This is a genomic window from Magnetospirillum molischianum DSM 120, from assembly GCF_000294655.1.
In the GTDB taxonomy this organism is placed as follows: domain Bacteria; phylum Pseudomonadota; class Alphaproteobacteria; order Rhodospirillales; family Magnetospirillaceae; genus Phaeospirillum; species Phaeospirillum molischianum.
In genome coordinates this window covers 16249-42081 of sequence record NZ_CAHP01000014.1, presented here as the reverse complement: position 1 = coordinate 42081, position 25833 = coordinate 16249, and the positions used below count along the sequence as shown (strand labels likewise).

At 63.0% G+C, this 25833-nt stretch carries 25 protein-coding genes and 1 tRNA gene; 6 read left to right on the top strand and 20 right to left on the bottom strand.

The features are described 5' to 3' along the window. Positions 1–134: 134 nt before the first annotated feature. Both PHAMO_RS04545 and PHAMO_RS20275 read right to left on the bottom strand, forming a co-directional pair. Positions 135–1253, bottom strand: a complete 1119-nt coding sequence (locus PHAMO_RS04545) for a DegT/DnrJ/EryC1/StrS family aminotransferase (protein WP_002726878.1) — start codon at positions 1251–1253, stop codon at positions 135–137. Beyond that, a complete protein-coding gene (locus PHAMO_RS20275; RefSeq protein WP_002726876.1) occupies positions 1250–2833 on the bottom strand; it encodes a Gfo/Idh/MocA family oxidoreductase in 1584 nt (527 codons plus the stop codon). The genes PHAMO_RS04545 and PHAMO_RS20275 overlap by 4 nt, the downstream gene beginning before the upstream one ends. Before the next feature lie 169 nt (positions 2834–3002). On the opposite strand from PHAMO_RS20275, the gene PHAMO_RS04535 reads away from it, so the two are divergent. Next, positions 3003–4160, top strand: a complete 1158-nt coding sequence (locus PHAMO_RS04535; protein ID WP_002726874.1) for a glycosyltransferase — start codon at positions 3003–3005, stop codon at positions 4158–4160. Here the strand turns inward: PHAMO_RS04535 and PHAMO_RS04530 are convergent. The 12 genes from PHAMO_RS04530 to PHAMO_RS04480 form a co-directional block, all read right to left on the bottom strand. Beyond that, the gene (locus tag PHAMO_RS04530) at positions 4157–5365 is read right to left on the bottom strand and encodes a glycosyltransferase family 4 protein (RefSeq protein WP_002726872.1); all 1209 of its coding nucleotides are present in this window, start codon (positions 5363–5365) and stop codon (positions 4157–4159) included. The two genes, PHAMO_RS04535 and PHAMO_RS04530, sit on opposite strands and share 4 nt — an antisense overlap. Positions 5366–5806: 441 nt before the next feature. Further along, positions 5807–6034, bottom strand: a complete 228-nt coding sequence (locus PHAMO_RS18875) for a hypothetical protein (protein ID WP_002726870.1) — start codon at positions 6032–6034, stop codon at positions 5807–5809. Between the two features lie 376 nt (positions 6035–6410). Continuing rightward, a tRNA-Phe gene (locus PHAMO_RS04525) sits at positions 6411–6486 on the bottom strand. A 52-nt stretch (positions 6487–6538) separates the two neighbouring features. After that, positions 6539–6733 (bottom strand): DNA gyrase inhibitor YacG, encoded by a 195-nt coding sequence (locus tag PHAMO_RS04520; RefSeq protein WP_040566190.1) that lies wholly within the window; start codon positions 6731–6733, stop codon positions 6539–6541. Further along, positions 6730–7866: a ribonuclease E/G gene (locus PHAMO_RS04515; RefSeq protein WP_002726868.1), complete on the bottom strand. Its 1137-nt coding sequence runs from the start codon at positions 7864–7866 to the stop codon at positions 6730–6732. The genes PHAMO_RS04520 and PHAMO_RS04515 overlap by 4 nt, the downstream gene beginning before the upstream one ends. Further along, the gene (locus tag PHAMO_RS04510) at positions 7859–8449 is read right to left on the bottom strand and encodes a Maf family protein (protein ID WP_002726866.1); all 591 of its coding nucleotides are present in this window, start codon (positions 8447–8449) and stop codon (positions 7859–7861) included. Before PHAMO_RS04510 ends, PHAMO_RS04515 begins: the two co-directional genes overlap by 8 nt. Positions 8450–8456: 7 nt before the next feature. Next, entirely contained in the window at positions 8457–8675 is a 219-nt protein-coding gene (infA, locus tag PHAMO_RS04505) for a translation initiation factor IF-1 (protein WP_002726865.1), read from the bottom strand. Positions 8676–8765: 90 nt separating this feature from the next. Beyond that, positions 8766–9212, bottom strand: coding sequence for an arsenate reductase ArsC (locus PHAMO_RS04500; RefSeq protein ID WP_002726864.1), 447 nt, complete (start codon positions 9210–9212; stop codon positions 8766–8768). 3 nt (positions 9213–9215) lie between these two features. Then, positions 9216–9689: a UPF0262 family protein gene (locus tag PHAMO_RS04495; RefSeq protein ID WP_002726863.1), complete on the bottom strand. Its 474-nt coding sequence runs from the start codon at positions 9687–9689 to the stop codon at positions 9216–9218. After that, on the bottom strand, positions 9689–10987 hold the full coding sequence (gene hisD / locus PHAMO_RS04490) for a histidinol dehydrogenase (protein WP_002726862.1): 1299 nt from the start codon (positions 10985–10987) through the stop codon (positions 9689–9691). Before hisD ends, PHAMO_RS04495 begins: the two co-directional genes overlap by 1 nt. Beyond that, complete coding sequence (hisG, locus tag PHAMO_RS04485) at positions 10987–11652, bottom strand: ATP phosphoribosyltransferase (protein ID WP_002726861.1); 666 nt, start codon at positions 11650–11652, stop codon at positions 10987–10989. The genes hisD and hisG overlap by 1 nt, the downstream gene beginning before the upstream one ends. A gap of 121 nt (positions 11653–11773) precedes the next feature. Next, entirely contained in the window at positions 11774–12952 is a 1179-nt protein-coding gene (locus PHAMO_RS04480) for an ankyrin repeat domain-containing protein (RefSeq protein WP_235720791.1), read from the bottom strand. Here PHAMO_RS04480 and PHAMO_RS19940 point away from each other — a divergent pair. Then, positions 12944–13264, top strand: coding sequence for a hypothetical protein (locus PHAMO_RS19940; RefSeq protein WP_235720790.1), 321 nt, complete (start codon positions 12944–12946; stop codon positions 13262–13264). The two genes, PHAMO_RS04480 and PHAMO_RS19940, sit on opposite strands and share 9 nt — an antisense overlap. Positions 13265–13470: 206 nt before the next feature. Further along, positions 13471–14706 carry a Coenzyme F420 hydrogenase/dehydrogenase, beta subunit C-terminal domain gene (locus PHAMO_RS04475; RefSeq protein WP_002726858.1) on the top strand — a complete coding sequence of 412 codons (1236 nt, stop codon included), beginning with the start codon at positions 13471–13473 and terminating at the stop codon, positions 14704–14706. On the opposite strand, the gene PHAMO_RS04470 is transcribed toward PHAMO_RS04475, so the two are convergent. Then, the gene (locus PHAMO_RS04470; protein ID WP_002726856.1) at positions 14703–15911 is read right to left on the bottom strand and encodes a bifunctional cobalt-precorrin-7 (C(5))-methyltransferase/cobalt-precorrin-6B (C(15))-methyltransferase; all 1209 of its coding nucleotides are present in this window, start codon (positions 15909–15911) and stop codon (positions 14703–14705) included. The two genes, PHAMO_RS04475 and PHAMO_RS04470, sit on opposite strands and share 4 nt — an antisense overlap. A gap of 183 nt (positions 15912–16094) precedes the next feature. Here PHAMO_RS04470 and PHAMO_RS04465 point away from each other — a divergent pair, with 183 nt between their 5' ends. From PHAMO_RS04465 to cobJ, 3 genes are read left to right on the top strand one after another with little or no spacing between them, the layout of a single operon-like run. Further along, positions 16095–16721, top strand: coding sequence for a precorrin-8X methylmutase (locus tag PHAMO_RS04465; protein WP_040566227.1), 627 nt, complete (start codon positions 16095–16097; stop codon positions 16719–16721). Beyond that, the gene (locus PHAMO_RS04460) at positions 16721–17455 is read left to right on the top strand and encodes a precorrin-2 C(20)-methyltransferase (protein ID WP_002726852.1); all 735 of its coding nucleotides are present in this window, start codon (positions 16721–16723) and stop codon (positions 17453–17455) included. Before PHAMO_RS04465 ends, PHAMO_RS04460 begins: the two co-directional genes overlap by 1 nt. Further along, positions 17452–18657 (top strand): precorrin-3B C(17)-methyltransferase, encoded by a 1206-nt coding sequence (cobJ, locus tag PHAMO_RS20270; protein WP_002726851.1) that lies wholly within the window; start codon positions 17452–17454, stop codon positions 18655–18657. The genes PHAMO_RS04460 and cobJ overlap by 4 nt, the downstream gene beginning before the upstream one ends. Here cobJ and PHAMO_RS04450 read toward each other — a convergent pair. The 5 genes from PHAMO_RS04450 to PHAMO_RS04430 all read right to left on the bottom strand — a co-directional run bounded on the left by PHAMO_RS04450 (position 18644) and on the right by PHAMO_RS04430 (position 25710). Continuing rightward, complete coding sequence (locus PHAMO_RS04450) at positions 18644–19396, bottom strand: cobalt-precorrin-6A reductase (RefSeq protein WP_002726849.1); 753 nt, start codon at positions 19394–19396, stop codon at positions 18644–18646. The two genes, cobJ and PHAMO_RS04450, sit on opposite strands and share 14 nt — an antisense overlap. Next, on the bottom strand, positions 19386–20462 hold the full coding sequence (gene tcuB, locus PHAMO_RS04445; RefSeq protein ID WP_002726847.1) for a tricarballylate utilization 4Fe-4S protein TcuB: 1077 nt from the start codon (positions 20460–20462) through the stop codon (positions 19386–19388). Before tcuB ends, PHAMO_RS04450 begins: the two co-directional genes overlap by 11 nt. Then, the gene (tcuA, locus tag PHAMO_RS04440) at positions 20449–21735 is read right to left on the bottom strand and encodes an FAD-dependent tricarballylate dehydrogenase TcuA (protein ID WP_162136942.1); all 1287 of its coding nucleotides are present in this window, start codon (positions 21733–21735) and stop codon (positions 20449–20451) included. The genes tcuB and tcuA overlap by 14 nt, the downstream gene beginning before the upstream one ends. A 41-nt stretch (positions 21736–21776) precedes the next feature. After that, positions 21777–23870 carry a sensor histidine kinase gene (locus PHAMO_RS18320; RefSeq protein WP_002726843.1) on the bottom strand — a complete coding sequence of 698 codons (2094 nt, stop codon included), beginning with the start codon at positions 23868–23870 and terminating at the stop codon, positions 21777–21779. Between the two features lie 94 nt (positions 23871–23964). Beyond that, the gene (locus PHAMO_RS04430) at positions 23965–25710 is read right to left on the bottom strand and encodes an AMP-binding protein (protein WP_002726841.1); all 1746 of its coding nucleotides are present in this window, start codon (positions 25708–25710) and stop codon (positions 23965–23967) included. Between the last annotated feature and the right edge of the window lie 123 nt (positions 25711–25833).

The window sequence follows — 25833 nt, the reverse complement described above, 5'->3', positions numbered from 1 at the left end:
TCGGTGTTCCGGATGGCCGGTGGTTCTCCGGTATCAAGCATTGACTTGGCAGCCTGTCTTTTCAGGCTGCCAAGCTGCTTGTTAAAATCCGTTCCATCCCATCGGGAGAACGCTCCGCGAGGCGATACGGCCAGCTAGGCCAAGCTTGCGCGGACTGCCTCAATGATCTTGGTTTGGGTCGGTTCATCAAGATAGGGGTGCATGGGCAGGCTGATGACCTCACGCGACAGACGCTCCGATACGGGCACTCCGCCGGTTGCAACCGGATAGGTGCTATAGCCGGTCTGGCTTGGCATCGGGATCGGGTAATAAACGGCGGTGGGGACACCTTTTTCTTTCAGCCGGGCGGCCAGTCCGTCGCGGTCGGTCACGCGGATGGTGTATTGAGCCCAGACCGAAACGTAGCCTGCGGGTACCTTCGGCACGGCAACGATATCGCCTAATCCCTGGGCGTAGCGGTCGGCGACTTGATTGCGGGCGATGATTTCGTCGGCGAGGATTGCCAATTTCTCGATCAGGATGCCCGCCTGAAGGGTGTCGAGGCGGCTGTTGAGGCCGATACGGACGTTATCGTATTTGTCGCTGCCCTTACCGTGGACGCGCAACGAGCGCAGCAGGGCAGCCTTGTCCGCATCGTCGGTAAAGACCGCGCCACCATCGCCATAACAGCCGAGTGGCTTGGCGGGGAAAAAGCTGGTCGTGGTGTATTTGGCCAGAGTGCCGACCTTAGCCCCGTTCAGCGAAGCTCCGAATGCCTGGGCGGCATCGGCGACCACCACCATTCCTTCGCGCTCGGCAATTTTGGCGATGGCTGGGTAATCGGCGGTCTGACCGAACAGATCGACGGCGATCACCATGCGCGGGCGCAAACCGGCAGCCTTCGCAGTGGCGATTCCCCGCTCCAGCGACCCCAGATCGAGGTTGAAGGTCTCTTCGTTCACATCGACGAACACTGGGGTCGCGCCAACCAGCGGCGCCATCTCGGCGGTGGCGACAAAAGTAAAGGCGGGTACGAACACGGCATCGCCCGCGCCGACGCCTTCGGCCATCAACACCAGTTGCAGGGCATCGGTGCCGTTGCCGCAGGTGATGGCGTGACGGGCGCCGCTGAACTCGCACAGACCCTTTTCGAACTGAGCGACTTCCGGCCCCATGATGTAGTTGCCGTGTTCGAGCACTTTGGCGATGGCGCGCTCGATACGGTCGCCGAGGTGGCGGCGCTGGCTTTGAAGATCGATGAACGCAATGCTCACGTGAGAATTTCCTCTAGTTGATCGGGGCCGGTCTCGCGATAGCGGCTGCCATCGCGCGGGCAGATCAGATCATCGCCCAACCGTTCGCCGGCACGCGAGACCCATCCGATCCGCCGGGCCGGGACGCCGGCCATCAAGGCAAAAGCAGGAACGTCGTGGGTGACGACAGCCCCGGCGGCGATCATCGCGTATTCATTGATGGTATGGCCGCAGACGATTGTGGCATTGGCGCCGATGGTGGTGCCGCGTCTGACCAGGGTGGGAAGGAAATCTGCCTTGCGGTTCACTTCGGCGCGAGGCGTCAGTACGTTGGTAAATACGCAGGATGGGCCGCAGAACACGCCTTGCTCCAGCGTTACACCCTTGTAGATGCTGACATTGTTCTGGATTTTGCAATTGTCGCCCACCGTCACGTCGGGACCGGCGACAACGTTCTGGCCGATGTTAACATTCTGGCCGATGGTGGTGCGCGACAGGATGTGGCTGAAGTGCCAGACGCGGCTTCCCTCTCCAATCTGAACTTGATCGTCGATATAGGCGCTTTCGTGGACAATGACGCCGGGGAAAGCAGGCTTTGCCGCCGTTTCGGGCGGCTTCAGCGTTTCCGCCAGCGAATCCTGTGCTTTTTGCAGCACTTTCAGCACCCGCAATCCTTCCCAGCCGTCAGTGCGGGGCGTGGCTCCGGTGCGGACGCAATCAAGGAAATGCTGGCACTCAAGGCGCAGCGGCTCGTCCTGAGGCACTTCGACCGGCAGTCCCTCTGCCTTATCCGGTTCAGGCATCCCGTTCTTCCAGTGGACGGAATGCTTGAACAGAACCAGCTTGTTGCCCCACGGCTGACCGTCGTCGAACACAGCCATGCCGCGGTCGCCGACCACCACCAACTTCTGCTCCTTGAACGGGTGCAGCCATGAGACGAAGACATGGGCGCGGATACCGTCGGCAAAGCTCATATGGGTGGTGGTCACATCGGCGATGTGCTCGTGCAGGAAGTTCGCTCCGACCGCCGAGACGCTGGCTGGTTCCTGCCCCGCCAGCGAGAGGATCATAGAGATATCGTGCGGCGCAAAGCTCCACAGAATGTTTTCTTCGTTGCGGAATTTGCCCAGATTGAGGCGGTTTGAATAAATGTAGTTGAGACGGCCCAGTGTACCGTCGGCCACCATCTGCTTCAGCTTCAGGAAGACGGGATGATACTGGAGAAGGTGACCGACCATCAGCACCAGACCGCGCCGGTTGGCTTCCTTGCACAGTGCTTCGGCCTCGGCCACGTTGATCGAAAGCGGCTTCTCGACGAAGATGTTCTTGCCCGCCATCAGGGCATCCATCGCCATCGATGCATGGAGGGCTGCGGGAGCGGCAATGACGACAGCGGTCAGATCTGGATTGCGCAACACCTCGGACCAGTCCAGCGCCTTGACGCCGTATTCGGCGGCGTGGCGCTCGGCGACGGCTGGAACCGGATCACAGACCGCGCCCAGGACGTTGAGGGCGGCAAGGTTGCGAACTAGGTTCTTGCCCCAATAACCGCAGCCGGCAACCGCGACATATCCCGACTTGGTCTTATTCTCTTGTGTCATTGGCTCTCGTCCGAACAGGCTGGCGACTATATAACATACCTTCGAAAAAAAGAGAGCGCTGGCGCACAACCTCTTGCGGCATGCTGTGGGATGGCTGCCATATCCCTTTCGCGCGGCAGGATTTTTCGTCGTCTCGTTCGTTTCCCGCCACCAGAATAGGATCGGTCCTTTGTCCGAAAGTGCAGCACGCTCGCCCGTCGTCGTTACCCATGTCATTACCAGCCTGGGGAGCGGAGGCGCCGAAGGCGTGCTGGCCCGTCTTGCCGCGACGCCCGGTTCGGTTCGGCACCGGGTGATCTCGCTGATCGACGACGGTATCCACGGTGCCGCGCTCCGGGCTCAGGGGGTGTCGGTGACGACGCTGGGGATGAATCCAGGTCGTCCCATGCCGGGGGCGTGGCTGGCCTTGATCCGTGAGTTGAGGCGTGCCCGTCCCGACATCGTGATGACTTGGCTTTACCATGCCGATCTGATGGGAACGGTCGCCACTCTCCTGGCCGGAAGGCCAATTCTGGTCTGGAATGTTCGTTGCTCGAACATGGATCTGTCGCGCTATTCGCGTCTGACCGGGTGGATCGTCCGCCTGCTTGCCCGCGCGTCGGCGCTGCCCCGCTTGGTTGTTGCTAATTCCAACGCTGGAAAGATCCACCATCAGTCGCTGGGCTATCATCCCCGTGAATGGGCGACGATTCCCAATGGGTTCGATCTGCCCGATCTCGCCTCTGCCGCTGTGACGCGCCACGCGGTGCGGTCAGACTTGGGCTTGGCCGATGACGACATCGTGATCGGAATGATCGCCCGTGCCGACCCGATGAAAAATCATCCCGGCTTTCTGGCTGCGGCGGCGTGGGCGGCGGCGATCGAGCCGCGCTTGCGCTTCGTTCTGATTGGTCGCGGTACCGACGATCCTCATTTTGGCATCGTCAGTGAGATCGACCGACTCGGGGTGCGGGATCGGACGTGCGTTCTGGGCGAACGTCGGGATGTCGGTCATCTGCTGAATGGTCTCGACAGCCTCGTATCGGCTTCGACCTTTGGCGAAGGGCTGTCCAACGCGATTGGGGAAGCAATGGCCGCCGCCGTCCCCTGCATCGTCACCGATGTCGGAGATGCCGCCATTCTGGTGGCAGAGACCGGATTCGTCGTCCCCCCGGCGGACGATCAGGCGCTGGGTGAAGCCATCCTGCGCATGGCCCGTCTTTCCTCTGCGGGGCGGGCGGCGTTGGGGGAGGCGGCGCGGACCCGGATACAAGAGCGCTACAGCATGGCCAAGATGATCGCCGACTACGAAGCCCTGTTCATCCGGCTGGCGGAGCAGGCCGGTTAGCGCGGGCGGCGGCTCTGGCGTTCGGCAAGATGGTGGCGGTACAAGGACTGCATCTGGGCGGCGATCTGTTTGTTTGAGAATTCGGCCTCGACCTGGGCGCGGGCTGCAATCCCCATCCGGCGGCGCAACGCAGTGTTCTCGGCCAGCGTGCGGATCGCTTCGGCCAAAGCGGCGCCATCGCGGAGCGGAACCAGCAGCCCTGTCGTACCGGGACGAACGATCTCGCGGCAACCCGGCACATCGCTGGCGATCATCGGGCGGCCGCACGCGGCCGCTTCCAGCAGACTTTTGGGAAAGCCCTCGCGATAGGACGGCAGCAGCGCGATGTGCGCTTGGCTCCAGATCGTGGCGATGTCGTTGCGGAAGCCCCACCATTCCAGCAACCCCTCCGCCTGCCAGCCCTTGAGATCGTCTTCGCTCAGGCTTTCCGGGTTGAGGTTATCCGGCGTTCCCACCAGAACAATGCGGACCTTCGCGCCTTGCTGGCGCAGAAGACGTGCTGCCGCAACGATGTCCAGAACCCCCTTGGGACGCAACATGCGGCCGACAAAGGCGGCGGTTACGATTCCGTCCGGTTCAGGTGAGGGGTGAAAGACTTCGGTATCGACGCCCGATCCCGGAATCAAGTGCGCGCGCGGTTTCGGGACGATCTTTTCGCGGATGAAGAAATCGCGATCGTCGTGGTTCTGAAAGATCATGTCGTGGCGTTGGAGCGACAGGACCAAACGCAAGACGGGTTTCACCACCGCGCGGAGAAGGCGCACTTTCGGGCGGTCTGAGGTGAAGACCAGCCCCAGTCCGGTCATTGTCGAAACCGAATGGCCGATTCCAGCCAGCAGCACGGCGACCGAGCCGAAAAAGGTCGGCACCAGGGCGATATGATGAACGATGTCCGGCTTTTCGCGGCGATAGAGCGCGGCTAATCCCAGTAGCGTGGCAAGATGGCCCCGCAGCCCCTTTGCCCCCCGCATCGGCGGCAGCGGCACGACGCGGAAGCCCTCGCTGCGGATTGCGTCGGCATGCGTCCCGACATGAGTGGCGACGACGACTTCATACCCCAGATCGCGGGCTGCCCTCGCCGTAGGGAGACGGTGCGAGCAGAAATACCAATCCTCGGTAACGACATAGAGGATCTTGATCGGATTTTGTCCCGAGCCGTTTGGGGCTGCGACCGGGGGGGTACTTTGTGCCGTTGTCTTGATCATCGGTTTCTTTGGGGAAGCTGGATTCTCTCGGGGCGTCGGCGGCGACCTTAGCCGGGATGTACGCTGGAGGGAAGCGATGGGGCTGCTCCAGCTTTCAGAACCATCGTCGGCGTTTGCCGCGCAGCCGGGTCGTGAGGGGAGCGGGTGAGGGCGTATTGCCCTTCTTTCGAATTATTACAAAAATATCACCCGCCCGCCACGATGCGGTAACTCGGACAGTGGCAATCTCTCTTCATAAGCTTCTGAGCCTCAGCCACTCGAAAGTCCTCCCTCTGAAAGCCCCGCACCATCCCCCCTGGTGTGGGGTTTTCGATTTGTGGCTCCGGCTGCGGGCGACGGTTGCCGCCGGGGTATAATTCAGGCGTGGGTGGCGGCACGGAAGGACGTGCTGCGATGGTGCCGAGTCCGGTGCTGGCGGTGCTATTCCGACCTGAGACCCAACTACTGCGACGGCGGCGTGGCGGTGTAACCACGGGCACATTCGGGCGCCTGCTCGACGGCGGCGTGGAACTCGGCCAGTGTCGGCGCACTGATCGCCACGTTTTGCCCACTCAAAACGCAAGTTGTGGACCACACATTGGAAAGGCGAACCGTTTTTGCGTTCGAGCTGGCGCAGGCTGAAAGTCCCAAAAGTACCGCGAAAGCGGAAAGAACAGTTAGCGTCTTCATGATCAAGGAGCCTTGCAAGCTGGTCGGGACGTGGGTTGGCTTATTCGTCCCGTTTTGCGAGTGAGTGCCCAATTAACACGAAATCACATCGTCCTACAGCACCTCTGGATGCATAGCGGCCATCCTGGGAAGGTCGGCTCTGGATGTCTCAGAAACCTTCCCCCCACGAATCACAAAAGCCGCCGACAACGTGAAGAGCCGGCGGCTGGTGCTTATGCCCGCAAATCGGCCTCCAGGGCATGGAGTGCATCCCAAGCCGGTGGCGATGGGCCATCTCAAGAACAAGGATGGCGGAAAAAGTGTCTAACATGTTAGACACTTGGCTCTTTGGCCCCAAATGGAAACCCCCCAGAACCGTTAGGTTCCAGGGGGTTAATGGTGCCCAGGGACGGAGTCGAACCGCCGACACTGCGATTTTCAGTCGCATGCTCTACCAACTGAGCTACCTGGGCAGGTCGCTCTTCGTGAAGAGGAGGCGCTTATAGATGATGATTCGGGGGGCGGTCAAGCCCCTCTCGACGAAAAAACGTCATCCGATGCATTTTCTTCGGAACGCTCGTTGGTTTCGACTCGGTAGACCCCGCCCAGCCAACGATGGAGATCAACGTCGGCGCAGCGTTTCGAGCAGAATGGGCGCAGGTCCGGTGTTGCCGGAGTGCCGCAAATCGGGCAGGCATGGGCGGACGGTGTCTCGGTCATCCGGTTATCTCCTCGATCGAAATATCCTCGCGTGTCCGGTCGGGTGCCACGCGGACAGGCAGGGGGCGGCATAGGCGCGCTTCGGCGTCCTCCAGGGCGTCTGGACGCAGGGCCAGGGCCTTTGCAACCTCTGGAGCGACAACCAGCCCCAGGGGGCGCCCAGGGCGGCAGGCGGCTTCGGCCAGAACTTGACGCAGGGCAGCCAGGGCCACGGTCTCGGGCGTGGCCAGGGTCGGGCATTCGCACAGCAATTCGCTCAACGCCAGTCCGCGCCGTTCGCGGGTCAACTCGACCAGCCCCAGCCGCGATACTCCAAAGATCTGGGTTGGCACCGGGTCGGCTGCAACCGCTTCCTTCAACGCGTCAGCCAGACGGTGCGGAGAGCCGCGCCGAACCGAGACAAAATCGATCACCACCTGCCCACCGATACCGCGCAAGCGCAGATGGCGGGCAATCGCGGCGACCGCCTTGCGATTGGCCTCATCGGCCCGTCCGCCGCCCGAATCGACATCGATCGCGGTCAGTGCCGCTGTATTCTCGATTGTCATCCGCCCGCCGCCCGCCAGCATCACTACGGGGGCCAGCGCGGACTCGATTTCTTCCTCGACACGATAAAGGCTGAACAGAGGGCCGTCGCGATGCCCCTCGGCCAAAGCGGGAGCCAGCGTCTTCGCCTCGGCCAGGGCGACGGGATCGTCAACCCGAACCCGCCGGATACCAGGATGAGCCTCCAGCAGCCGTTTCAGCGCGGGGGGGCGGGAGAGCAGCACCGGAGCCTTTGCCTGTCCGACGAGGGATGCGTCGGGCAGCGGCGACAGTAGCGGCCCCTTGCCCGCACGGACTTCGGCTCGGATCGTGACCGCGACGGACGCGCCCTCGGACAGGTTAAGGGCCGCCGCGCCAGGCAGAAAGCCGGGGCGGCCGCCAATTCCTAGATCGACAAAGGCGGCGTTCAGGGCGCGGTCCAGCGCGACGACACGGCCGAGAAAACGCGATCCGAGGTGAAGGGTGGGGCGGTCAATCACCAGTTCGGTGAGGCGGCCACGGGTCAAAAGGGCGAAGCGGCTTTCGCCCGGTCCCCACGACCAGAGAATTTCATCAATGCCCAGAGGCGTTGCGCTGGGGTCAGTCACGCCAGCCCAGGCCGTCGAGCAGCGAGCCGGTTTCAAACAACGGCAGGCCGACGACGTTGGAATAGGAACCGGACAAAGCCCGGACGAACCGGGCGGCGCGGCCCTGGATGGCGTATCCGCCCGCCTTGCCGTGCCATTCCCCGGCGGCGAGATAGGCTTCGATCTCGGCCGGAAGTAGTCGTTTGAAGGTGACGGTGGTGGTAACCAGCCGTCGTCCGATCCGCCCGTCCGGGCCGATCAGGCACAGCCCCCCCAGAACACGATGTCGCCGACCCGATAGCAGCGCGAGGCAGCGGCGGGCGGTGGCTTCGTCTTCGGCTTTGGGGAGAGCACGGCGGCCGCAAGCGACCACCGTGTCGGCGGCAAGGACGAAACTGCCTGGGTGGCGCTCGGCCACGGCACGAGCCTTTTGCTCGGCAAGCCGCCCGGCCAGAACCTGGGGCAGCTCGTCGCGCAAAGGAGTTTCGTCGATGTCGGCGGGATCGATCCGGCCGGGGGCGATGCCAATCTGGTGCAGCAAGTCCACCCGTCTGGGCGATGCCGAGGCCAGGACCAGCGCCGGGCGTCCGGCCGTCTCGATCATATCGATGCTACTTATAACGGAAGGTGATGCGGCCCTTGGTCAAGTCGTAGGGCGTCATTTCCACGTTGACCCGGTCGCCCGCAAGGACACGGATCCGGTTCTTGCGCATCTTTCCGGACGTGTGAGCAAGGATTTCATGTTCGTTGTCGAGCTTAACCCTGAACATGGCGTTGGGCAAAAGCTCCGACACCGTGCCTGAAAACTCGATTACATCCTCTTTCGCCATCTGGCCTCCATCCGGGTTCCCTGCTGCGCGGGAAGATAAGTGAGCGCTCGGTGCTGTTTGGTCAAGCCTTTTCACGCAATGTGAGGGTGTTTACTCGCGTGCCAGCCTCGGCAAGGGGAAGCGTTTGAGGATTTTCCGCTGTAATTCGTCGCGGACGGCGCGGTATGATTCAAGGCGAACCTCGCGGCTTGCCTCAATCAAAGATGGGTCGAACGTCGGCCAGTATTCTACATCACAGGCGTTGGCGCGGGTTAGATCCACGGCCTTATGCTGGGCCTCGGGCGATAACGACACCACTACGTCGAAGCTATTGTCTTCCAGTGTTGCGAAATCGCGCGGGCGATGGTGCGACAGATCGATGCCGATTTCATCCATTACCTGGACCATCATCGGATCGGTCTCGCCGATACGAACACCGACCGACTGGACATAAAGGCGGGTGCCGTGCAGCCGCTTCATGATCCCTTCGGCCATCGGCGAGCGTAGCGCGTTCAGGGTGCAGCAGAATAAAACGGCGGAAGGCAGGTCGTGCGCCACCCCTTATCCCCGCACATGGAGGATGCAGATCAGGGTGAAAAGCCGCCGGGCCGTGACGAAATCAAGCCTGATTCGCCCGGTCAGGCGCTGGAGCAGCAGGGTGGCCCCCTCGTCATGCAGGGCGCGGCGCCCCTGATCCAGCGCTTCGATTCGTGACGGCGGCGCGGTGCGGATCGCGGTGTAATAGCTCTCGCACACCAGAAAATAGTCTTTGACCAGAGACTGGAACGCCGTCAGCGTCAACCCGACTTCGGTCAGCGGCACGTCCTCTCCGCTGCGGATGTCAAAGATCAGCCGGTTGTCCTCCAGCCGCAGCCGCAGCAGATAAGGGCCGACGAAGCCCCCTTCGGGGATAAAGCTGTTTTCCTCGATCAGATCATAGATCGCAACGGCACGTTCATGCTCGACCTCGGCCGAGCGGCGGACCAGGGTTTTGTCGTCCAGGCGGATGTCGATCAACCGCTGGCGTTCTGGCATTACTCCATCCCGAGATTGAGCCTGATTCCAACTGACAGTCCGTGCGCACTCAATCCCTCGGCCTCGGCGAGACGAGCCGCCGCCGGGCCGATCGCCCGCAGCGAGGCCGCATCGCAGCCGAGCAGGGAGGTCCGCTTCATGAAGTCCAGCACGCCCAGCCCCGACGAGAATCGCGCCGAGCGCGCCGTCGGCAGGACATGGTTCGGTCCGCCGACATAATCGCCCACTGCTTCCGGGGTGAAGCGGCCGAGGAATATCGCTCCGGCATTGCGGACACGGGCCGCCAGGGCTTCCGGTTCGGCGACCGCCAATTCCAGATGCTCGGGGGCGATACGATCGATCAGCGGCACCGAGTCGGCCAGACTTGGGACGACGATCACCGCACCGTGACGGTCCCAGCTGTCGCGGGCGATCGCGGCGCGGGACAGGGTTTTCAGGTGCGAGTCCACGGCCTGGGCAACCCTGCGGCCGAATTCGGCATCGTCGGTGATCAGAATGCTCTGGGCGGCGGTGTCATGCTCGGCCTGACTGAGCAGGTCGGCGGCGATCCAGCCGGGATCGTTGCCGTTGTCGGCCACCACCAGAATCTCGGACGGTCCGGCGATCATGTCGATGCCGACAGTGCCGAACACCCGACGCTTGGCGGCGGCGACATAGGCATTGCCCGGCCCGACGATCTTATCGACCGGGCGGATGGTCGCGGTGCCATAAGCCAGCGCCCCAATCGCCTGCGCTCCGCCGACGCGATAGATCTCGTCGATTCCGGCGATCCGCGCGGCGGCCAGCACCAGCGGGTTCAGCCGTCCGCCCGGCGAGGGGACCACCATCACCAGCCGCTCGACGCCCGCCGCTTTGGCCGGAATGGCGTTCATCAGCACCGACGAGGGATAGGCGGCGGTTCCGCCCGGTACATACAGACCGGCGGCCTGGACCGCAGTCCAGCGCAGGCCGAGGCGCACGCCGACGTCATCGACGAAGTGATCGTCGCCCGGTATCTGGCGGTGGTGAAAGGCGCGGATGCGGGCGGCGGCCAGTTCCAGCGCCGACAGCAGGTTCGGGTCGCAACTGGCGCAGGCTGCTTCGATCTCGTCGGCGGTGATCGCCAGACCAGAGGCATTCAGTTCCAGCCGGTCGAAGCGGGCGGTGTACTCGATCAAGGCGGCATCGCCGCGACGGCGCACGTCGGCCAGGATCGCGGCGACCTGGGAATCGACGTCTTCGTCCGTCTCGCGCTTCATGTTGAGCAGGGCGGCGAATGCGGTTTCGAAATCCGCATCGGTGGAGACGAGAGTCCTCATCAGGCTTGGGCTCCCCGTGCACGGCGAAACGCTTCGACCCATCCGGCCATCTCGTCGGGTCGGGTCTTCAGTGCCGCGCGGTTGACGATCAGACGGCTGGTGACTTGGGCGATCACTTCGACTTCCTTCAGTCCGTTGGCCTTTAGCGTTGCGCCCGACGAGACCAGATCGACGATGCGGGAGCACAGACCCAGTGTGGGGGCCAGTTCCATTGCGCCGTTGAGCTTCACGCATTCCGCCTGAACGCCGCGTCGGGCGAAGTGACGGCGGGTGATCTCGGGGTATTTGGTGGCGATGCGGACATGGCTCCACCGGCCGGGATCGTCGGTCGCGGCGATATCATCCGGCTCGGCGACCGACAGGCGGCAGCCGCCGATGCCAAGGTCCAGCGGGGCGTAAATTTCGGGATAGGAAAATTCCATCAGCACATCGTTTCCTGCGATTCCCAAGTGCGCCGCGCCAAAGGCGACAAAGGTCGCGACGTCGAACGAACGCACTCTGATGATATCGATGTGGGGATGGTTGGTGGTAAAGCGCAACAGCCGGGAATGGGGATCGTCGAACGCGGCTTCCGGTTCGATGCCGGCGGCGCGGACCAGAGGCATCGCCTCGTCGAGAATTCGGCCCTTGGGCAGGGCGATCACCAATTTGTCTTGCTGGAGCACGATACGTCTTCCGAAAAATTCGATCCTGACGGGGCTCGATTTCTACAAGGTTTCGGTGGAGGGTGCCACCTTATGATGCCGTCTGGATGCCTTAACTCTCCAGCCGGGCAACCGATATCCGTCAGGGTGCTTTGCGGATCTGGAAGGTTGGCGGCAACGGTTCCTTGCGACCGACGGATTTGGCCAATTCCTCGATCTCGTTGACTTTCGAGGTCAGAAAGCCCGCGACATCGGCGTTTTCTCCAGGCAGGGCGCGCAAGTAGGCGATCGCCTGTTCCGGCCGCATCCGTTTCTGCATCACCGCCTGGGTCAGGTGGGCCTTGACTGTCTCCAACTGGGTCAGCTCGATCAGGGAGAGACCCAGTTTGTTGGGAACGGACAGGATGATCGCATGAATGTCGTTGGGAGCAAGCCCTGAGAACAGCCATTTAAGGGCCTGAAGGTCGCCCTGCATCGTTGCGTGATGAAAAACCGTATTACCGTCTAAGTCCTGCTGCAAGAGCATCGACAGCAGGGGATTGGTCGGAGCCGGTGACGTCTTGTCGATCACCATCTCTTTGCGCACCGTATCTCCACGGACGATTTTTTTGATGACCAGCTCATCGTTGTGGAGAAGGCTGGTGATCTTGCGCATGTGCATGTGTTTCTGGGCAAACAGAGCAACGAAGAGAACGCCCTGGCCATTCTTTTTACGACGCAGCAGCTTCTGGGCCAGATATGCCTGGGCGTAGCTTTTGGCCGTGGCGGTATCGGGCGCGCCAATTTTTCTGACCATCTCGGCGGTGTTGGTCATCAGGAGACGCATCAGATCGTCAAACATCGCGTGATTGGCGATCCCGATCAGATCGAAAAAGGCGGTGCCGCCTGTTTCGACATCGAAATACTCGAAAAAGAGACGACAGGTAGCGGCGCGCAAAGTGACGTCGGCTTGAGGCTGTACCGCCTGTCGCAAAACGTGCTGGGACAGCAATCCCCGATTCTCCGCGATGTCTCGCGAGAAAATCATCGACATCACATGATTGCGCTCGGCTTCCTCGGGAGTCCCTTCAGCCACTGCCCGTTCGATATTCTCGATCGACAGATGCTTGGTCTGGATCAGGGCGTTCAGCGATTGCCAACGTGGGGTTGGCACCAGCATCTTGAACAGCGGCGACTGGCCGTTCTTGTTGCGGCGGGAGAAATCGATGTCCATCGCCAGAAGAGTGCGGGCGATTTTTAAGGTTGATGCCCCCTCGTGCTGACGCAGGGTATCAGCCAGATAGTGCCAGATTCCGTTGCCATCATAATCTTCGTGATTCAAGAAGGCGAAGATATTTCCATCCTGTCCTTTTTCTTTCCAGTGAACAAGGACGGCATCGAAAACTGCGGCGGCAGCATCTACATTGTTTTCGGCGAGGCGAGACTGGAGGTAGTTCTCGTTGTTGAAGCCCCTCGCTCCAAACAAGCGTTCCGAATTATCGTTAAATTTTATCCATTGCATGAAAAAACGATCGAACCGACCTGTCATCTTGGCGAAGCGGGTCTGGATGTCGTCGTGGATCACCTCAAGAGCGTTCATGCGTTTGGTTTCTTATATCATTTCAGAAAATATACGCAGGCCAAGACGGTTTGACGCCCCAAAGGTGAAGGCATCGGGTAGCCCATCGGATGAAGCGGCATCGTACACACCCCCACTTTATCTATGCGATAATGATTGACGCAAGACCGCAGATGCTTCCTGCCGCGCGATCGAAAATCCAGCGCCCTCCGGGTCTGGCGTCGGGCCGGAGGCTCGGCTACACTCCGCCCCTTCCTGGAACCGCCGGAAAGCAGGGGGACATGACCACGATCGACCAAGCCAACGCACCGGTTTGGGCGCCGCCATACGATGATGCCGTCGCCCGTCCCCTTTGTACCGATTGCGGTGTGTCGCGCCGGTCCGATCCGCGTGCCTGCTCCCGTGCCTGTCAGTTCATCCATCCCGACCATGCCGGATTAGAGGCGCGGATTCACGGTCGCGTCCGCGATCCGGCCCGTCCCGACGAGCTTCATTTCGGTCCATTCCTCAAGATGTGGCAGGCCGCGCTGAAAGAGCCGAAGCCGGGGGCACAATGGACCGGCCTGACCACCCGACTGGCCGAACGGCTGCTGGAAAGCGGCAAGGTCGATGCGGTTCTGACGATGGCGGCGGACCCTCAGGATTCGTGGCGTCCGATGCCGGTTCTGGTGACCCGGCCCGAGGGAATGGCCGTCTGTCGCGGCATGCGTATGGGGTATGCGCCGCTCCTGTCCGGGCTTGAACCTGCGCTGGAGCGGGGCTATCGCCGTCTGGCGGTGATCGGGGTGCCCTGTCAGATCCATCCGCTGCGGGTGCTGGAGCCGGATCTGGGGTTCGAGCAGCTTTACGTGATCGGCATTCCCTGTTCCGACAACACCACCACCGAGAAGTTTCATGATTTCCTAGCGCTGTTGACCGATACGCCCGATCGCGTCACCTATCTGGAATTCCGCGCCGATTATCACGTCGAGATGCGCTTTGCCGATGGTGGGAAGAAGGAAATCCCGTTCCTTAAACTGCCGATCTCGAAGTTACCCCCGGACTTCTTCCCGCTGACCTGTCGCACCTGCGTCGATTACGTCAATTCCCTGTCCGATCTGACCGTCGGTTACATGGCGGGGCGGGGCGAGCAATGGTTGCTGGTGCGCAATCGGAAGGGCGAGGAAATCTTGTCGCTGCTGGGCGACGAAGTTCGTCTGACTGAACCGACCAGCGCCGGGAAGCGCCAGGGGGCGGTCTCCGGTTTCATCAAGAATACCGAGCGGGCGGCGGGTGGTCTGCCGATGCGGGGGATGCCGGATTGGGCCCGGCCGATCGTTGCGTGGCTGATGCCGAAGATCGGGCCGCGCGGGTTGGAACTGGCCCGTGCGCGGTTGGAGATGAAGGCGGCGGAATCGGTGATTCATCTCCGCCTTCAGCAGCCCCGGCGGATGGCGGCGATGATCCCCGCCCATGTCTGGACCCTGGTCGAGCCTTATGGACTTAGCCCCGCCGATGGGGAGCGGAACGTCCCTTAGGGCTTGGTTGCGACCCAGATCGTTACCGGCAGGGCGGTTCTCCAGGTGTCGAACCGCCCCAATGCCCCGGCCTGGGCCACCGACAGCCGGGTCAGGCTGCCGCCAAAGCGTTCGCGCCAGGAAACCACGGCCGCTTCGGTCTGCACCGTTACCGCGTTGGCGACCAGTCGTCCGCCTGGCTTCAGCGCGCTCCAGCAGGTTTCGACTACCCCTTCGACCGTCAGGCCGCCGCCGATGAACACCGCGTCGGGCGGCTCCAGACCGGCCAGCGCCTCTGGCGCCCGGCCCGCGACGACGACCATGCCCGGCACGCCAAGCGCGGCGGCATTGGTGGTGATCGTCTCTTGCCGTGTCGGCTCGGATTCGATGGCGATAGCGCGACAGGCGGGATGGCTGCGCATCCATTCGATTCCAATCGAGCCGCTGCCTCCGCCGACATCCCACAGTAATTCACCGGGCAGCGGAGCCAGCCGGGCCAGAGTGACGGCGCGGATATCGCGCTTGGTCAACTGGCCGTCGGTGCGATAGGCCTCGTCGGGCAGACCGGCAAGGCGCGACCACGATACGGCGTCGGGCGCGGCGCGGCACTCGATCGCCACCAGATTGAGGTCGGCGGCCGCAGAATCGCCCCAGGTGGCGGCGCTGGTCTCGATCCGGCGTTCGCGCGGGCCGCCCAAATGTTCGAATACGATCATCCGGCTATCGCCGAAACCGCGCTGACACAGCAGCGCGGCTAACTTGGCTGGGCTGCTGCCATCGGCGGACAGCGCCAGAATCCGAGCGCCGGGAACAAGGTGGGGGTGGAGCAATTCGACCGGACGGCCGGTAACGCTGACCAGGGCGACGTCCTGCAACGGCCAGCCGAGCTGGGCCGCTGCCAGTGATGGCGACGACGGCGCGGGCAGTACTCGCATTTCAGCCGCATCAATGCGCCGAGCCAAGCTGGCACCGATGCCGTAAAGCATCGGGTCGCCGCTGGCTAAGATACATACCGGCTGGCCGCGTCGGGCCAGGACCATATCGATCGCGGTTTCGAACGGACTGGGCCACACGATCCGCTCCTGTCCCGAGCGGTCGGGGATAAGATCCAGGTGACGCCGCCCGCCGATCAGCACGGAGGCGCCGCCGATCGCGTCGCGCGCCGTCTCGCCCAGACCGGCCGGGCCATCTTCTCCCAATCCCACCACCGTCAGCCATGCGGGCATCTTCTCGGCCTTTCGTCGATCCGCGTTACCGGGGCGGTGATACGCCATGGCCCCCAGTGGCGGCAAGGGGCGCAGACTGTATCTTTCATCGGCCCCCTCCTTTGGTGTATGAGTGCGCCACCGCCAGGGCTCCTTGGGGCCAAAAAGGGAACAGGTAGCGGCTTTTAAAAGTCCAGGAGCATGATGGTCGACTATACCCGCGACGCCCAAGACATCTATCGTCAGTCTTTCGCCATTATCCGATCCGAGGCCGATCTGTCCCGGATTCCCGCCGACCTGGAAAAGCTGGCGGTTCGCGTCGCCCATTCCTGCGGGATGCCGGACATCGTTGACGATCTGCGCTTTTCCGAAGGAGCAGGCGCGGCCGGACGCGCTGCTCTACTGGCCGGAGCGCCGATTCTGTGCGATTGCCGGATGGTGGCCGAAGGCATCACTCGCGCCCGTCTGCCCGCCGGGAACGATGTGATCTGTACCCTGAACGACCCCAAGGTTGCCGATCTGGCCAAGGCGATGGGCACCACCCGTTCGGCCGCGGCGCTGGAATTGTGGCGGCCGCGACTGGGTGGCGCGGTGGTGGCGGTCGGAAACGCGCCAACCGCTTTGTTCCACTTGTTGGAAATGATCGATGAGGGGGCGCCGAAACCGGCCCTGATCCTGGGTATTCCCGTCGGCTATGTCGGCGCGGCCGAGTCCAAGGATGCGCTGGCCGAGAACAGCCGGGGCGTTCCGTTCGTGGTGGTGCGTGGCCGTCGTGGCGGCAGCGCGATGGTGGCGGCGGCGATCAATGCGCTGGCCTCGGAGCAAGAATAATGTCGGAGGCGAAGGGACGTCTGTTCGGTCTGGGGGTCGGCCCCGGCGATCCTGAACTGATTACGCTGAAGGCGCTGCGGCTTCTGCGCACATCGCAGGTGGTGGCCTATCCGGCGGCGAAGGGCCGCAAGGGCAACGCTTTGACGATTGTCGAAGCCCATCTCGATCCGTCGCAGATATTGCTGCCGCTGATCTATCCGGTGACCACCGAGAAAATGCCGCCGCCGTTCAATTACGAGACGGCGATGCGCGCGTTTTATGACGAATCGGCCGAAGAGGTCGCGGCCCATCTCGATGCCGGGCGTGACGTTGCCGCAATCTGCGAGGGCGACCCGTTCTTCTACGGCTCGTTCATGTACCTGCATGACCGTCTGGCCGACCGCTACGAAACTGAAGTGGTGCCGGGAGTCTGTTCGATGCTGGCGTGCGCTTCGGTGCTGGGCGCGCCGCTGGTCTATCGCAACCAGACCCTGACCGTGCTGTCGGGCGTGCTGCCCGAGGAAGAGTTGAAGCGTCGCCTGGGCGATACCGAGGCCGCCGCGATCATGAAGCTTGGGACCAATTTCACCAAGGCGCGCAAGGTCGTTGCCGATCTCGGATTGCTTGACCGCGCCTTGTACGTCGAGCGGGCGACGATGGAAAATCAACGGATAGAACCTCTGGCGGCTGTGGACCCCGATACGGTACCTTATTTCGCAATGATCCTGGTCCCTGGTCCTCGATGGGAGGCATGATGGAGTCGGTGCTGGCCCCAGCCATTCTTTGCCTCGGCCCGGAAGGGCTGGAAACGGCGCGGCGAATCCGTGCCGGTTGTCCCGATGCGGCGATCCGTGGGCTGGCTGGGCCGGTCGATGATGCGGAGATCCGTCACGATTCGATCGAAGCCGCCTTACGCGATCTGTACCGGCGCGACGTTCCCATTATCGCTCTGTGCGCGGCCGGAACGGTAATCCGCGCCCTGGGGCCGCTGTTGGGGGAGGGGCAGGCCGAACCGCCGGTGCTGGCGGTGGCCGAGGATGGCAGTGCGGTGGTGCCGCTGCTGGGGCTGCGCCGGGGGGCGGTTGCTCTGTCGCGGGTCGTCGGTGCGTCTCTGGGAACCGTGCCGGCCTTTACCTCGTCCGACGAGGACGAGGGGGTGTGTCGTCCTGTATCGCCGGTGCGGCGGCAGGGACGATTGGCGGTGATCGGGCTGGGACCGGGCGGAAGCGGGCTGATGGCTCCCGAAGTGCGCGAGGAATTGCGCCGTGCCCGTCACATCATCGGCTACGAGACCTATGTCCGAATGGCCGGGCCGTTCCGGCCGGATCAGATCATCCATTCCTCGGATAACCGGGTCGAGATGGACCGCGCCCGCCACGCTTTTGCCCTGGCTGCCGCTGGCGAGGATGTTGTCGTTGTGTCGTCGGGCGATCCCGGTATCTTCGCGATGGCGACGGCGGTGTTGGAGGCTCTGCATCTGTCGGACGAGCCGTCCTGGCATAGCGATGTCGAACTGGTGATCCTGCCCGGTATTTCCGCCGCTCAGGCGGCGGCGGCTCGCGCCGGTGCGCCGCTCGGGCACGATTTCTGTACGATTTCTCTGTCCGACAATCTGAAGCCCTGGCCGGTGATTCTCAGTCGGCTCGATCATGCGGCGACGGCCGATCTGGTTTTGGCGCTTTATAACCCGATTTCAATCGCCCGGCCGTGGCAGTTGGGAGAGGCGATTGACCTGCTGCGCCGTCACCGCGATCCCGCGACGCCAGTGGTGTTGGGGCGCGATGTCGGTCGCCCCGGTGAGCGGACGATTGTCGTTACCCTGGGCGACCTGCGCCCCGATATGGTCGATATGCGGACGGTGGTGATCGTCGGGTCCTCGACCACTCGGTCATTCCCCCGATCCGGCGGGGGAACGTGGGTCTATACTCCACGTTGGTACGGCGTCAGCCCGGACTGATCGTTTCCAGCCACGCCACCGCTTCGGCCACGGTCGCGACATTAGGGAGGTCGGGGCGGCGCGGACGGCGGCGCATTACCACCCGCACCCCCAGTTCGCGGGCGGCGGCAAGCTTGGATTCGGTCGCGGTGCCGCCGCTGTTCTTGCAGACGATGGTGTCGATTTCGTGCGAGGACAGCAAGGCACGTTCGTCTTCCAATCCGAACGGTCCCCGCGCCAGCAGGATCTCCGCCTGGGCGAAAGCGGGCATCGGTTCGGGGCGTTCGACCGAGCGGATCAGGAAACGGATCGTGTCGAGTCTTGCGAACGGCTCCAACTCCTGACGCCCTAGTGCCAGCAGCACCCGCCGTGACCGGGCGGAAACAAGGGCGGCGGCCTGTTCCCAATCCTCGACTTCATCCCATAAATCGCCAGGGACAGCGCGCCAGGCCGGTCGTTCCAGCCGCAGCAGCGGCAAGGCGCGGGCGGCGCAGGCAGTGGCGGCGTTCCATCCCATCCGCGAGGCGAACGGATGGGTGGAATCGATGATCGCCGCTATCGTCGGGCGGGCGCGCAGCCATGCTTCCAGCCCGTCCGGGCCGCCAAATCCTCCGATGCGGACCTCTCCGGCGGGGCTGCGCGGGCTGGCGGTGCGCCCCGCCAGCGAGGAAACCGGCGTGAATCGGGGATGGTCGGCCAGGGCGGCGGCGAGGGCATAGCCCTCGGTGGTCCCGCCGAGAATCAAAACCTCAACGTTCATTGTTCCGTCGCTCCAGAGCGGCCCGCAGCAAGGCGGCGGCGCGGTAGGGGGCATGGGCGAACTTGCCATGGGGCAGGGCAACGAAAAAGCTGAGCACTGTCCCCAAATGCAGGGCGAGGAGAATGCCCATCGCCGGGCCATCTCGCAAGGCCAGCAAGAGAAGACCGCTTGCCGCCATCGCCAGAAGCTGAAGCAACAGCAACTGGCCGGATTCCTGCGCTGCCGGGGCAATCGGAGCAGGATCGGCCCCGCGCTTTAGTGCCAGCAATCCAAGAGATCCGGCAATCAGGCCCACTCCGCCCAGGCTGCCCAGAACGACGGGGAGGCTGAGCATGGGATAGGGCGCTTCCAGTCCGAGCAGGTGGTGATAGACCGTCGCAACCGAAGTCGAAGCCAGGCAAAGCAGGAAACCGGCGAAGACCAGATGGTGAGCGTACTTACGCCGGAATGACAGGGGACCATTGCCATCGTCGCATCCGGCCCCGCCACCGTCGAGATTGCGTAACAGAATCGCGTCGCGGATGGCTTCTGGAGCGGCTGCCCGCATTTCAGCTCCGGTGCTGTTGCCCCCAGCACGCCAGAACCGGACGAGTCCTACCGCCAGCGCCAGCGCTGACCAGCCGAGCGGAAGGGCGGCCGCCAGACTCATCACGCTCCACGGGATCACCCGATAAAAGGCACCCGGTCCCGCATGGGCGGCGAACAGAACCTCTATCGGCACCAGCAGCAGCACCAGCAACGGAGGCAGCAGGGTCACCACCAGTGACAGCAGACCGAGATGGCCGAGTGGGCGCGGCCACGCCAGTTCGGCCTGCGACAGCAGGCGCAGCTCGGCCAGGACCAGGGGAACATTGACGGCAAAGGGATGTGGCGGAGCATATTGGCAGGCTTGCCAGCAATTGCGACAGTTGTGGCAAAGATGGGCGAGGGTGGCGAGTTCGCCATCGCTGAAGGTGCGGTGACGCTCGGCGGCGCGAAACATCTCGCAATAACCGTTGCAGTAATTGCAGACGTTGCACAGCCGGAGTACCCGCCGCGCTTCTTCGTGCGGGTCATCCAAGCGCATGGTTCGCCGCCTCCTCTCCCGCTATCCGACCGAATACCGCGCCGATGGTCAACGCCGCTCCGGCAAGATAGCCGGTTCCGATCACGTTCGGAGCCATGATCATTCCCGCGGCATAAAGGCAGCCCAGCGGCAGGCCATCGGGTGTTACCACCCTGGCCCGCTCATCGACCCTGACGCCGTGGCAGGTGAAGGTGATGCCGGGGCGGATCGGCACGGTGAAAAAAGGCGGTTGGTTGACCCGACCCGAAGCGGTTGCGGCGGCGGCCAGTGTCGTAACGGGAATTGCCAGTAATCCGGCCAGTGTCTCCAGGCTGTCGGCCCGGATCGGTTCCAGGATCGCGGGTGGGGTGCGGTCGATTGCTTCGGCATCCCACACCGCATGAGCGATGGCGCCGGGAAGAGCGGCAACTCGCCGTCCCCACTGGGCATAGCGGGTCGGGCCGGTGATCGATGTTTCGTCTTCAAAGCGGTTTCCGTCGCGGTCGATGACCATGCCCAGTTCTACCCCATCGACGCGGGTGACGATGCCGCCATCGGCTTCGGCCAGACGGGCATCGACAGCGACAAGATGACAGGCGCCGGGACTGCCGACGCTGGCGGCTCCCAGATCGAACAGGGCGCGGAGTGGATCGCCTGCGGCAAATGGGGTGCCGCGCACCACGAGTGCCGCCGCATCGTCTCCCCACCGTTCGGCCAGCCAGACCGGATTGGCCTGATAGCCGCCGCTGGCGACCACCACCGCCCTGGCGCGGATTGTCCGCTTGCCACCATTCTCGTCATTGAGCGAGACCTGCCCATCGGGGGCAAGGGTGGTGACGCGGCAATTATGGTGAACCATAATCCTCAGCCGGGCCGCCGTGGCGTAAAGGGTGTTGATCATCGCCTTGCCGCCGCCAAGGAAAAAGGCGGTTTTGCGCGACCAGGGCAGACCGCCGCAGGCAATGGTCTGAAACACTACGCCTTGTGCCGCCAACCAGTCGGGCAGTTCTGCCGAGCCACGGATCAGAATCCGCCCCAGCGCTTCATTTCCCTTGCCTTCGGCGGCCTTGACCAGATCGGCGTGAAAATCGGTCTCGTCGTAGCTGCCAGGAAAGAGTGGCGAGGGGGCGGAATGCATGATGCGCAGATTGCGCGAATGCCGGGTGTTGCCGCCGCGCTGGTCCGGTGGGGCCTGATCGAGCAGGGTGACCGTCGCGCCTTTCCGGCGGGCCGAGATCGCAGCGCACAGAGCAGCGGTGCCGCCGCCCACGACGACGACATCGCGAGAGTCCATTAGGACGGAGGTCGGGACCGGCTGGGGCATTGTGGGCGGCGTCAGATCGGGGCCGCCGTCGGTACGGTGAAGAAGAAAGTGCTGCCCTCGCCCGGCTTTGACTCGACCCAGATCTGTCCGCCATGGCGCTCGACAATCTTCTTGCAGATGGCAAGGCCGATGCCGGTGCCTTCGAAACTCTCGCGGGTGTGCAGGCGTTGGAAGATGCCGAAAATACGGTCGTAATATTGCGGATCGATACCGATTCCGTTATCGGCGACAGAAAGCATCACCTCGCCGCCGCGACGTTCAGCCGCGACCGTTACCCGGATCGGCCGGGTCGGTTCGCGGTACTTGATCGCGTTGTCGATCAGGTTCTGGAGCAGTCGGACCAATTCGTCGGGATCGCCGATGACGGTCGGAAAAGGCGGGGCAGGCAGGACGATATCCGCTTCGCTTTCGTGGATCTTCAGCGCCAGAGCACGGACAACCCGTTCGGTCAGTATGCCCAGATCGACCTGTTGCATCGGCTTGCAGATGCGGCCGATCCGCGAGTAATCGAGCAGGTCGAGCACCAGCCGATCCATCCGGGCCGCGCCTTCGCGGGCAAAGGCGATGAACTCCAACCCGTCCTGGTCCAGTCGGTCACCATAGCGGCGCCCCAGCAAATCCACGAAACTGGCGATCATTCGCAGCGGTTCGCGCAGATCATGGCTGGCGACATAAGCGAATTGTTCCAGTTCAGTGTTCGAGCGAGCCAGTTCCTCGGCCTGATGGCGGAGCGCTTCGTCAGACTGACGACGTTCGGTGATGTCCTGAACGGTGCCGAGAATCTCGCCGCTGCCATCGGCAGATTGCGACGAGACTTCGGCCCGCAGCCTGATCCAGGTCACGGTTCCGTCGATTAGCAACCTGTGCTCGATATCGAGCGGGTGGCCCATTCTGGTCTTCCGCACCGCACCAAGCACCCGTTCGCGGTCCTCGGGATGAATCCGCTCCAGCACATCCTCGCCCCGAACGTACCGCCCGATCGGCAGGGCGAACAGGCGGCTGGCCTCTGCCGAACAGGTCAGCGACAGTTCGGGCAGATGAGCCTGCCAGCTTCCTACCCGAGCCACCGCCTGGGCGCGGTTCAAGCCGGCTTCGCTGGCGGCGATCCGGGCCCATGCTTCGGTCTCGGCGCGCATATGGCGCAGTAATACCAGTCCGGCGACTGTCATCAAAAAGATGCAAGCGGCGATGACCACTTCCATCCGTCGGTTCTGCTCTCGCCATGGCTTCAGCGCATTCTCGACCGGCAGGGACGCGACGATGGTCAGGTCAAAACGTTCAAGTCGGCGGAAGCTCGATAGTCGCTCGATCCCATCCATTGGCGAGACCGTGATTGAGGAACCGAAGGCTTCTCCACTCGATAGAGGGGGGTGTAAAGCGGCAAGATCAATCTTGCTGCCGACCGCGCCTTCTAGGGAAGGGTGCCGAACCAGGACGATGCCATCACCTCGCAGCAGGGTGAAGACGATCTGGTTATCGTGGTCGAGCGAACGGAAAAAGGCGGAATAGATCGCGGGGTCGAGGCTGGTCAGCACCACGCCGGCAAAATTGCCGTCCGGCAGCGATATCCGGTGAGTGAAGGGAATCACCGTGGAATCGGCGATTTTGCCGCGAACCGGCGTGCCCAGGAACGGCTCTTCCGATGGATCGTCACGGTGGTGCTGGAAATAATCACGGTCGGTCAGGCTGACCGACCCGGCATTAAGAACGTGGCTGTGCAGGCGCAGCTGACCCTTGTCATCGATCAGGACCAAACGCGGTTTGGCCATCATCGATTCCGAAATATTGTTCATGATCCGCCACAGCATCGGATCGCGCGGCAAATTACGCCAGTTCGGATTGGCTCCGAGCAGGGCGATGATGGTGCGAAGAGCCAGGTCGCCGCTTTCGATCTTACCGTTGATCTCAATGCTGGCCAGCTCGATCTGAGCGCTCAGGCGAGCCTCGGCCGCCTTCAAGGTGTTGCGCTGGTCGGACACTGCCGATTGGTGAAACCAAAGGCCGATCAGCGTGACACAGATCAGCCAGAATCCCACCAGCCAGCCTTGCCGGGATGAAAAAATCCGGCGTAGTCCGGACAAAACGGGCAGGCTGGAGAGCGGCACGACGGACTCCAATCGGACACGCCGTCCATTATGGCGGCGCCATCTCTACCTATGCTAGCGAGTCTGTCGGACTCGGGAAAGAACTTGCCCCTCTTCAGACCTCGCCGCATGGACTGGACAGGGGCAACGGATCGGCTTCTTCCGGTTCCTCGACCGCTTTGGCTTTCAGAACCCGGCGCATGATCTTTCCCGCAATGGTCTTGGGCAGCTCGGGGATAAAGTGCAATTCACGGGGAGCCATTGCCGCTCCCAGTTCCTGACGAGCGAATGTTAGAACCTCCGCCCGCAACGCGTCTCCAGCCTGAAACCCTGGATTGAGAGAGGCGAATGCGACCGGGACTTCGCGCAGCAAAAGGTCGGGCTTTCCCACGACGCCAACTTCGGCCAGGGCGGGATGGTTCATCAGCAGCCCCTCGACTTCGAAGGGGCCGATCTGAAGTCCGCCGCATTTTATCATGTCGTCGGCGCGGCCGACGAACCAGTAAAAGCCATCGGCATCGCGCCGGACCAGATCGCCGGTCAGATACCATCCATCGTGTAATCCGGCCCCCAGCAGAATGCCGTTGCCGACATAGCCGGACAGCATCGAGGGCCAGCCCGGACGGATCGCCAGTTCACCGATGGTGTCGGGACTCTCGATCACATCGAGATGAGATCCCTCGCGTTGAACCACCGCCGCCTGAATGCCGGGCAGAACCCGGCCCATGCTGCCGGGGCGCTGGGTCTCGCTGGGGCAATTGGCGATCGCGACCGAACCGATTTCGGTCTGCCACCACGTATCGAGAAAGGGAACGCCCAGGGCTTTTTGCCCCCACAGCACCGCTTCGGTATTGAGCGGTTCGCCGACGCTGGCGGCAACGCGTAGCGAGTTACTGCGATACGACCGGGCCAGTGCTGCGCCATACCGCATCATCGCGCGGATCGCGGTGGGGGTGGTGTACCAGGCGGTGACTTTTTCGTCGGCGAGGATGCCGTACCAGCGGCGGGGATTGATGTCGGCTTCATCGGCGAGAACCGTGGCTCCGCATGCCAGCGGCGCGATCACCCCATAAGCGGTGTTGGTGATCCAACCGGGATCGGCGGTGCACCAGAAGATGTCGTCGGGAGTCAGGCCAAACAATTCGCGCCCGGTGACCAGATGGGCCAGCATGGCGCGATGGGACTGAACAACCCCTTTGGGCGTGCCGGTCGTACCGCTGGTGAAATGCAGCAATGCGGGATCGACGGGCCGGGTTGCGACCGGGACGGCAGGATGGGCTGCCTCGACCAGGGTCGTGAAGTCCAGGCAATCCGGTCCGGGCTGGGTACGGATTCCGTCCTCGCCGACCAGCAGGACATGCTGGAGATCGGGCAGGGCGGCACGGTTGGCCGCCACCTTGCGGGCGTATAGATCGTCGGCGACGATTAAGACCTTGGCTTGGGCCAGAGCGAGGCGGGAGCGGATCGGCCCCGGTCCGAACGTCGCGAACAGCGGGCAATAGACCCCGCCCGCCTTTAGCGTGGCCAAGGCGGAAACGAACAGTTCCGGGACGCGGCGCAGCAACACCGCAACGGTGTCGCCCGGTTCGACTCCCAGGCCGATCAAAACGGCGGCCAGACGGCTGGAGCTGTCGGCCAGCTCGTCATAACGGATGTCTCGTTGCTCCATTCTCGGGCCAAGACAACGCACCGCGATCCGGTCGCCGTGACCGGCGGCGACATGGCGGTCGCTACAGGCGGTGCCAATATTGAAACCACCATCAGGAAGGCTTGAAAGCTCTTCCCGCAATTCGTCCCAACGCGAGACGGAACCGGCGGAGACGCCTTCGTTCACGGTGTCACTGGACTTCGATGAAGTCATAGCTTTTTCCCGTTTTTGACGATGACGGAGGGCAGACAGACGTCAGGCCCGGAGCGGACGTGCATATTCCCTGCGGGAAAGATACTGAGCGTGGCGACATTAGCACGCAAGATATGGAAACGC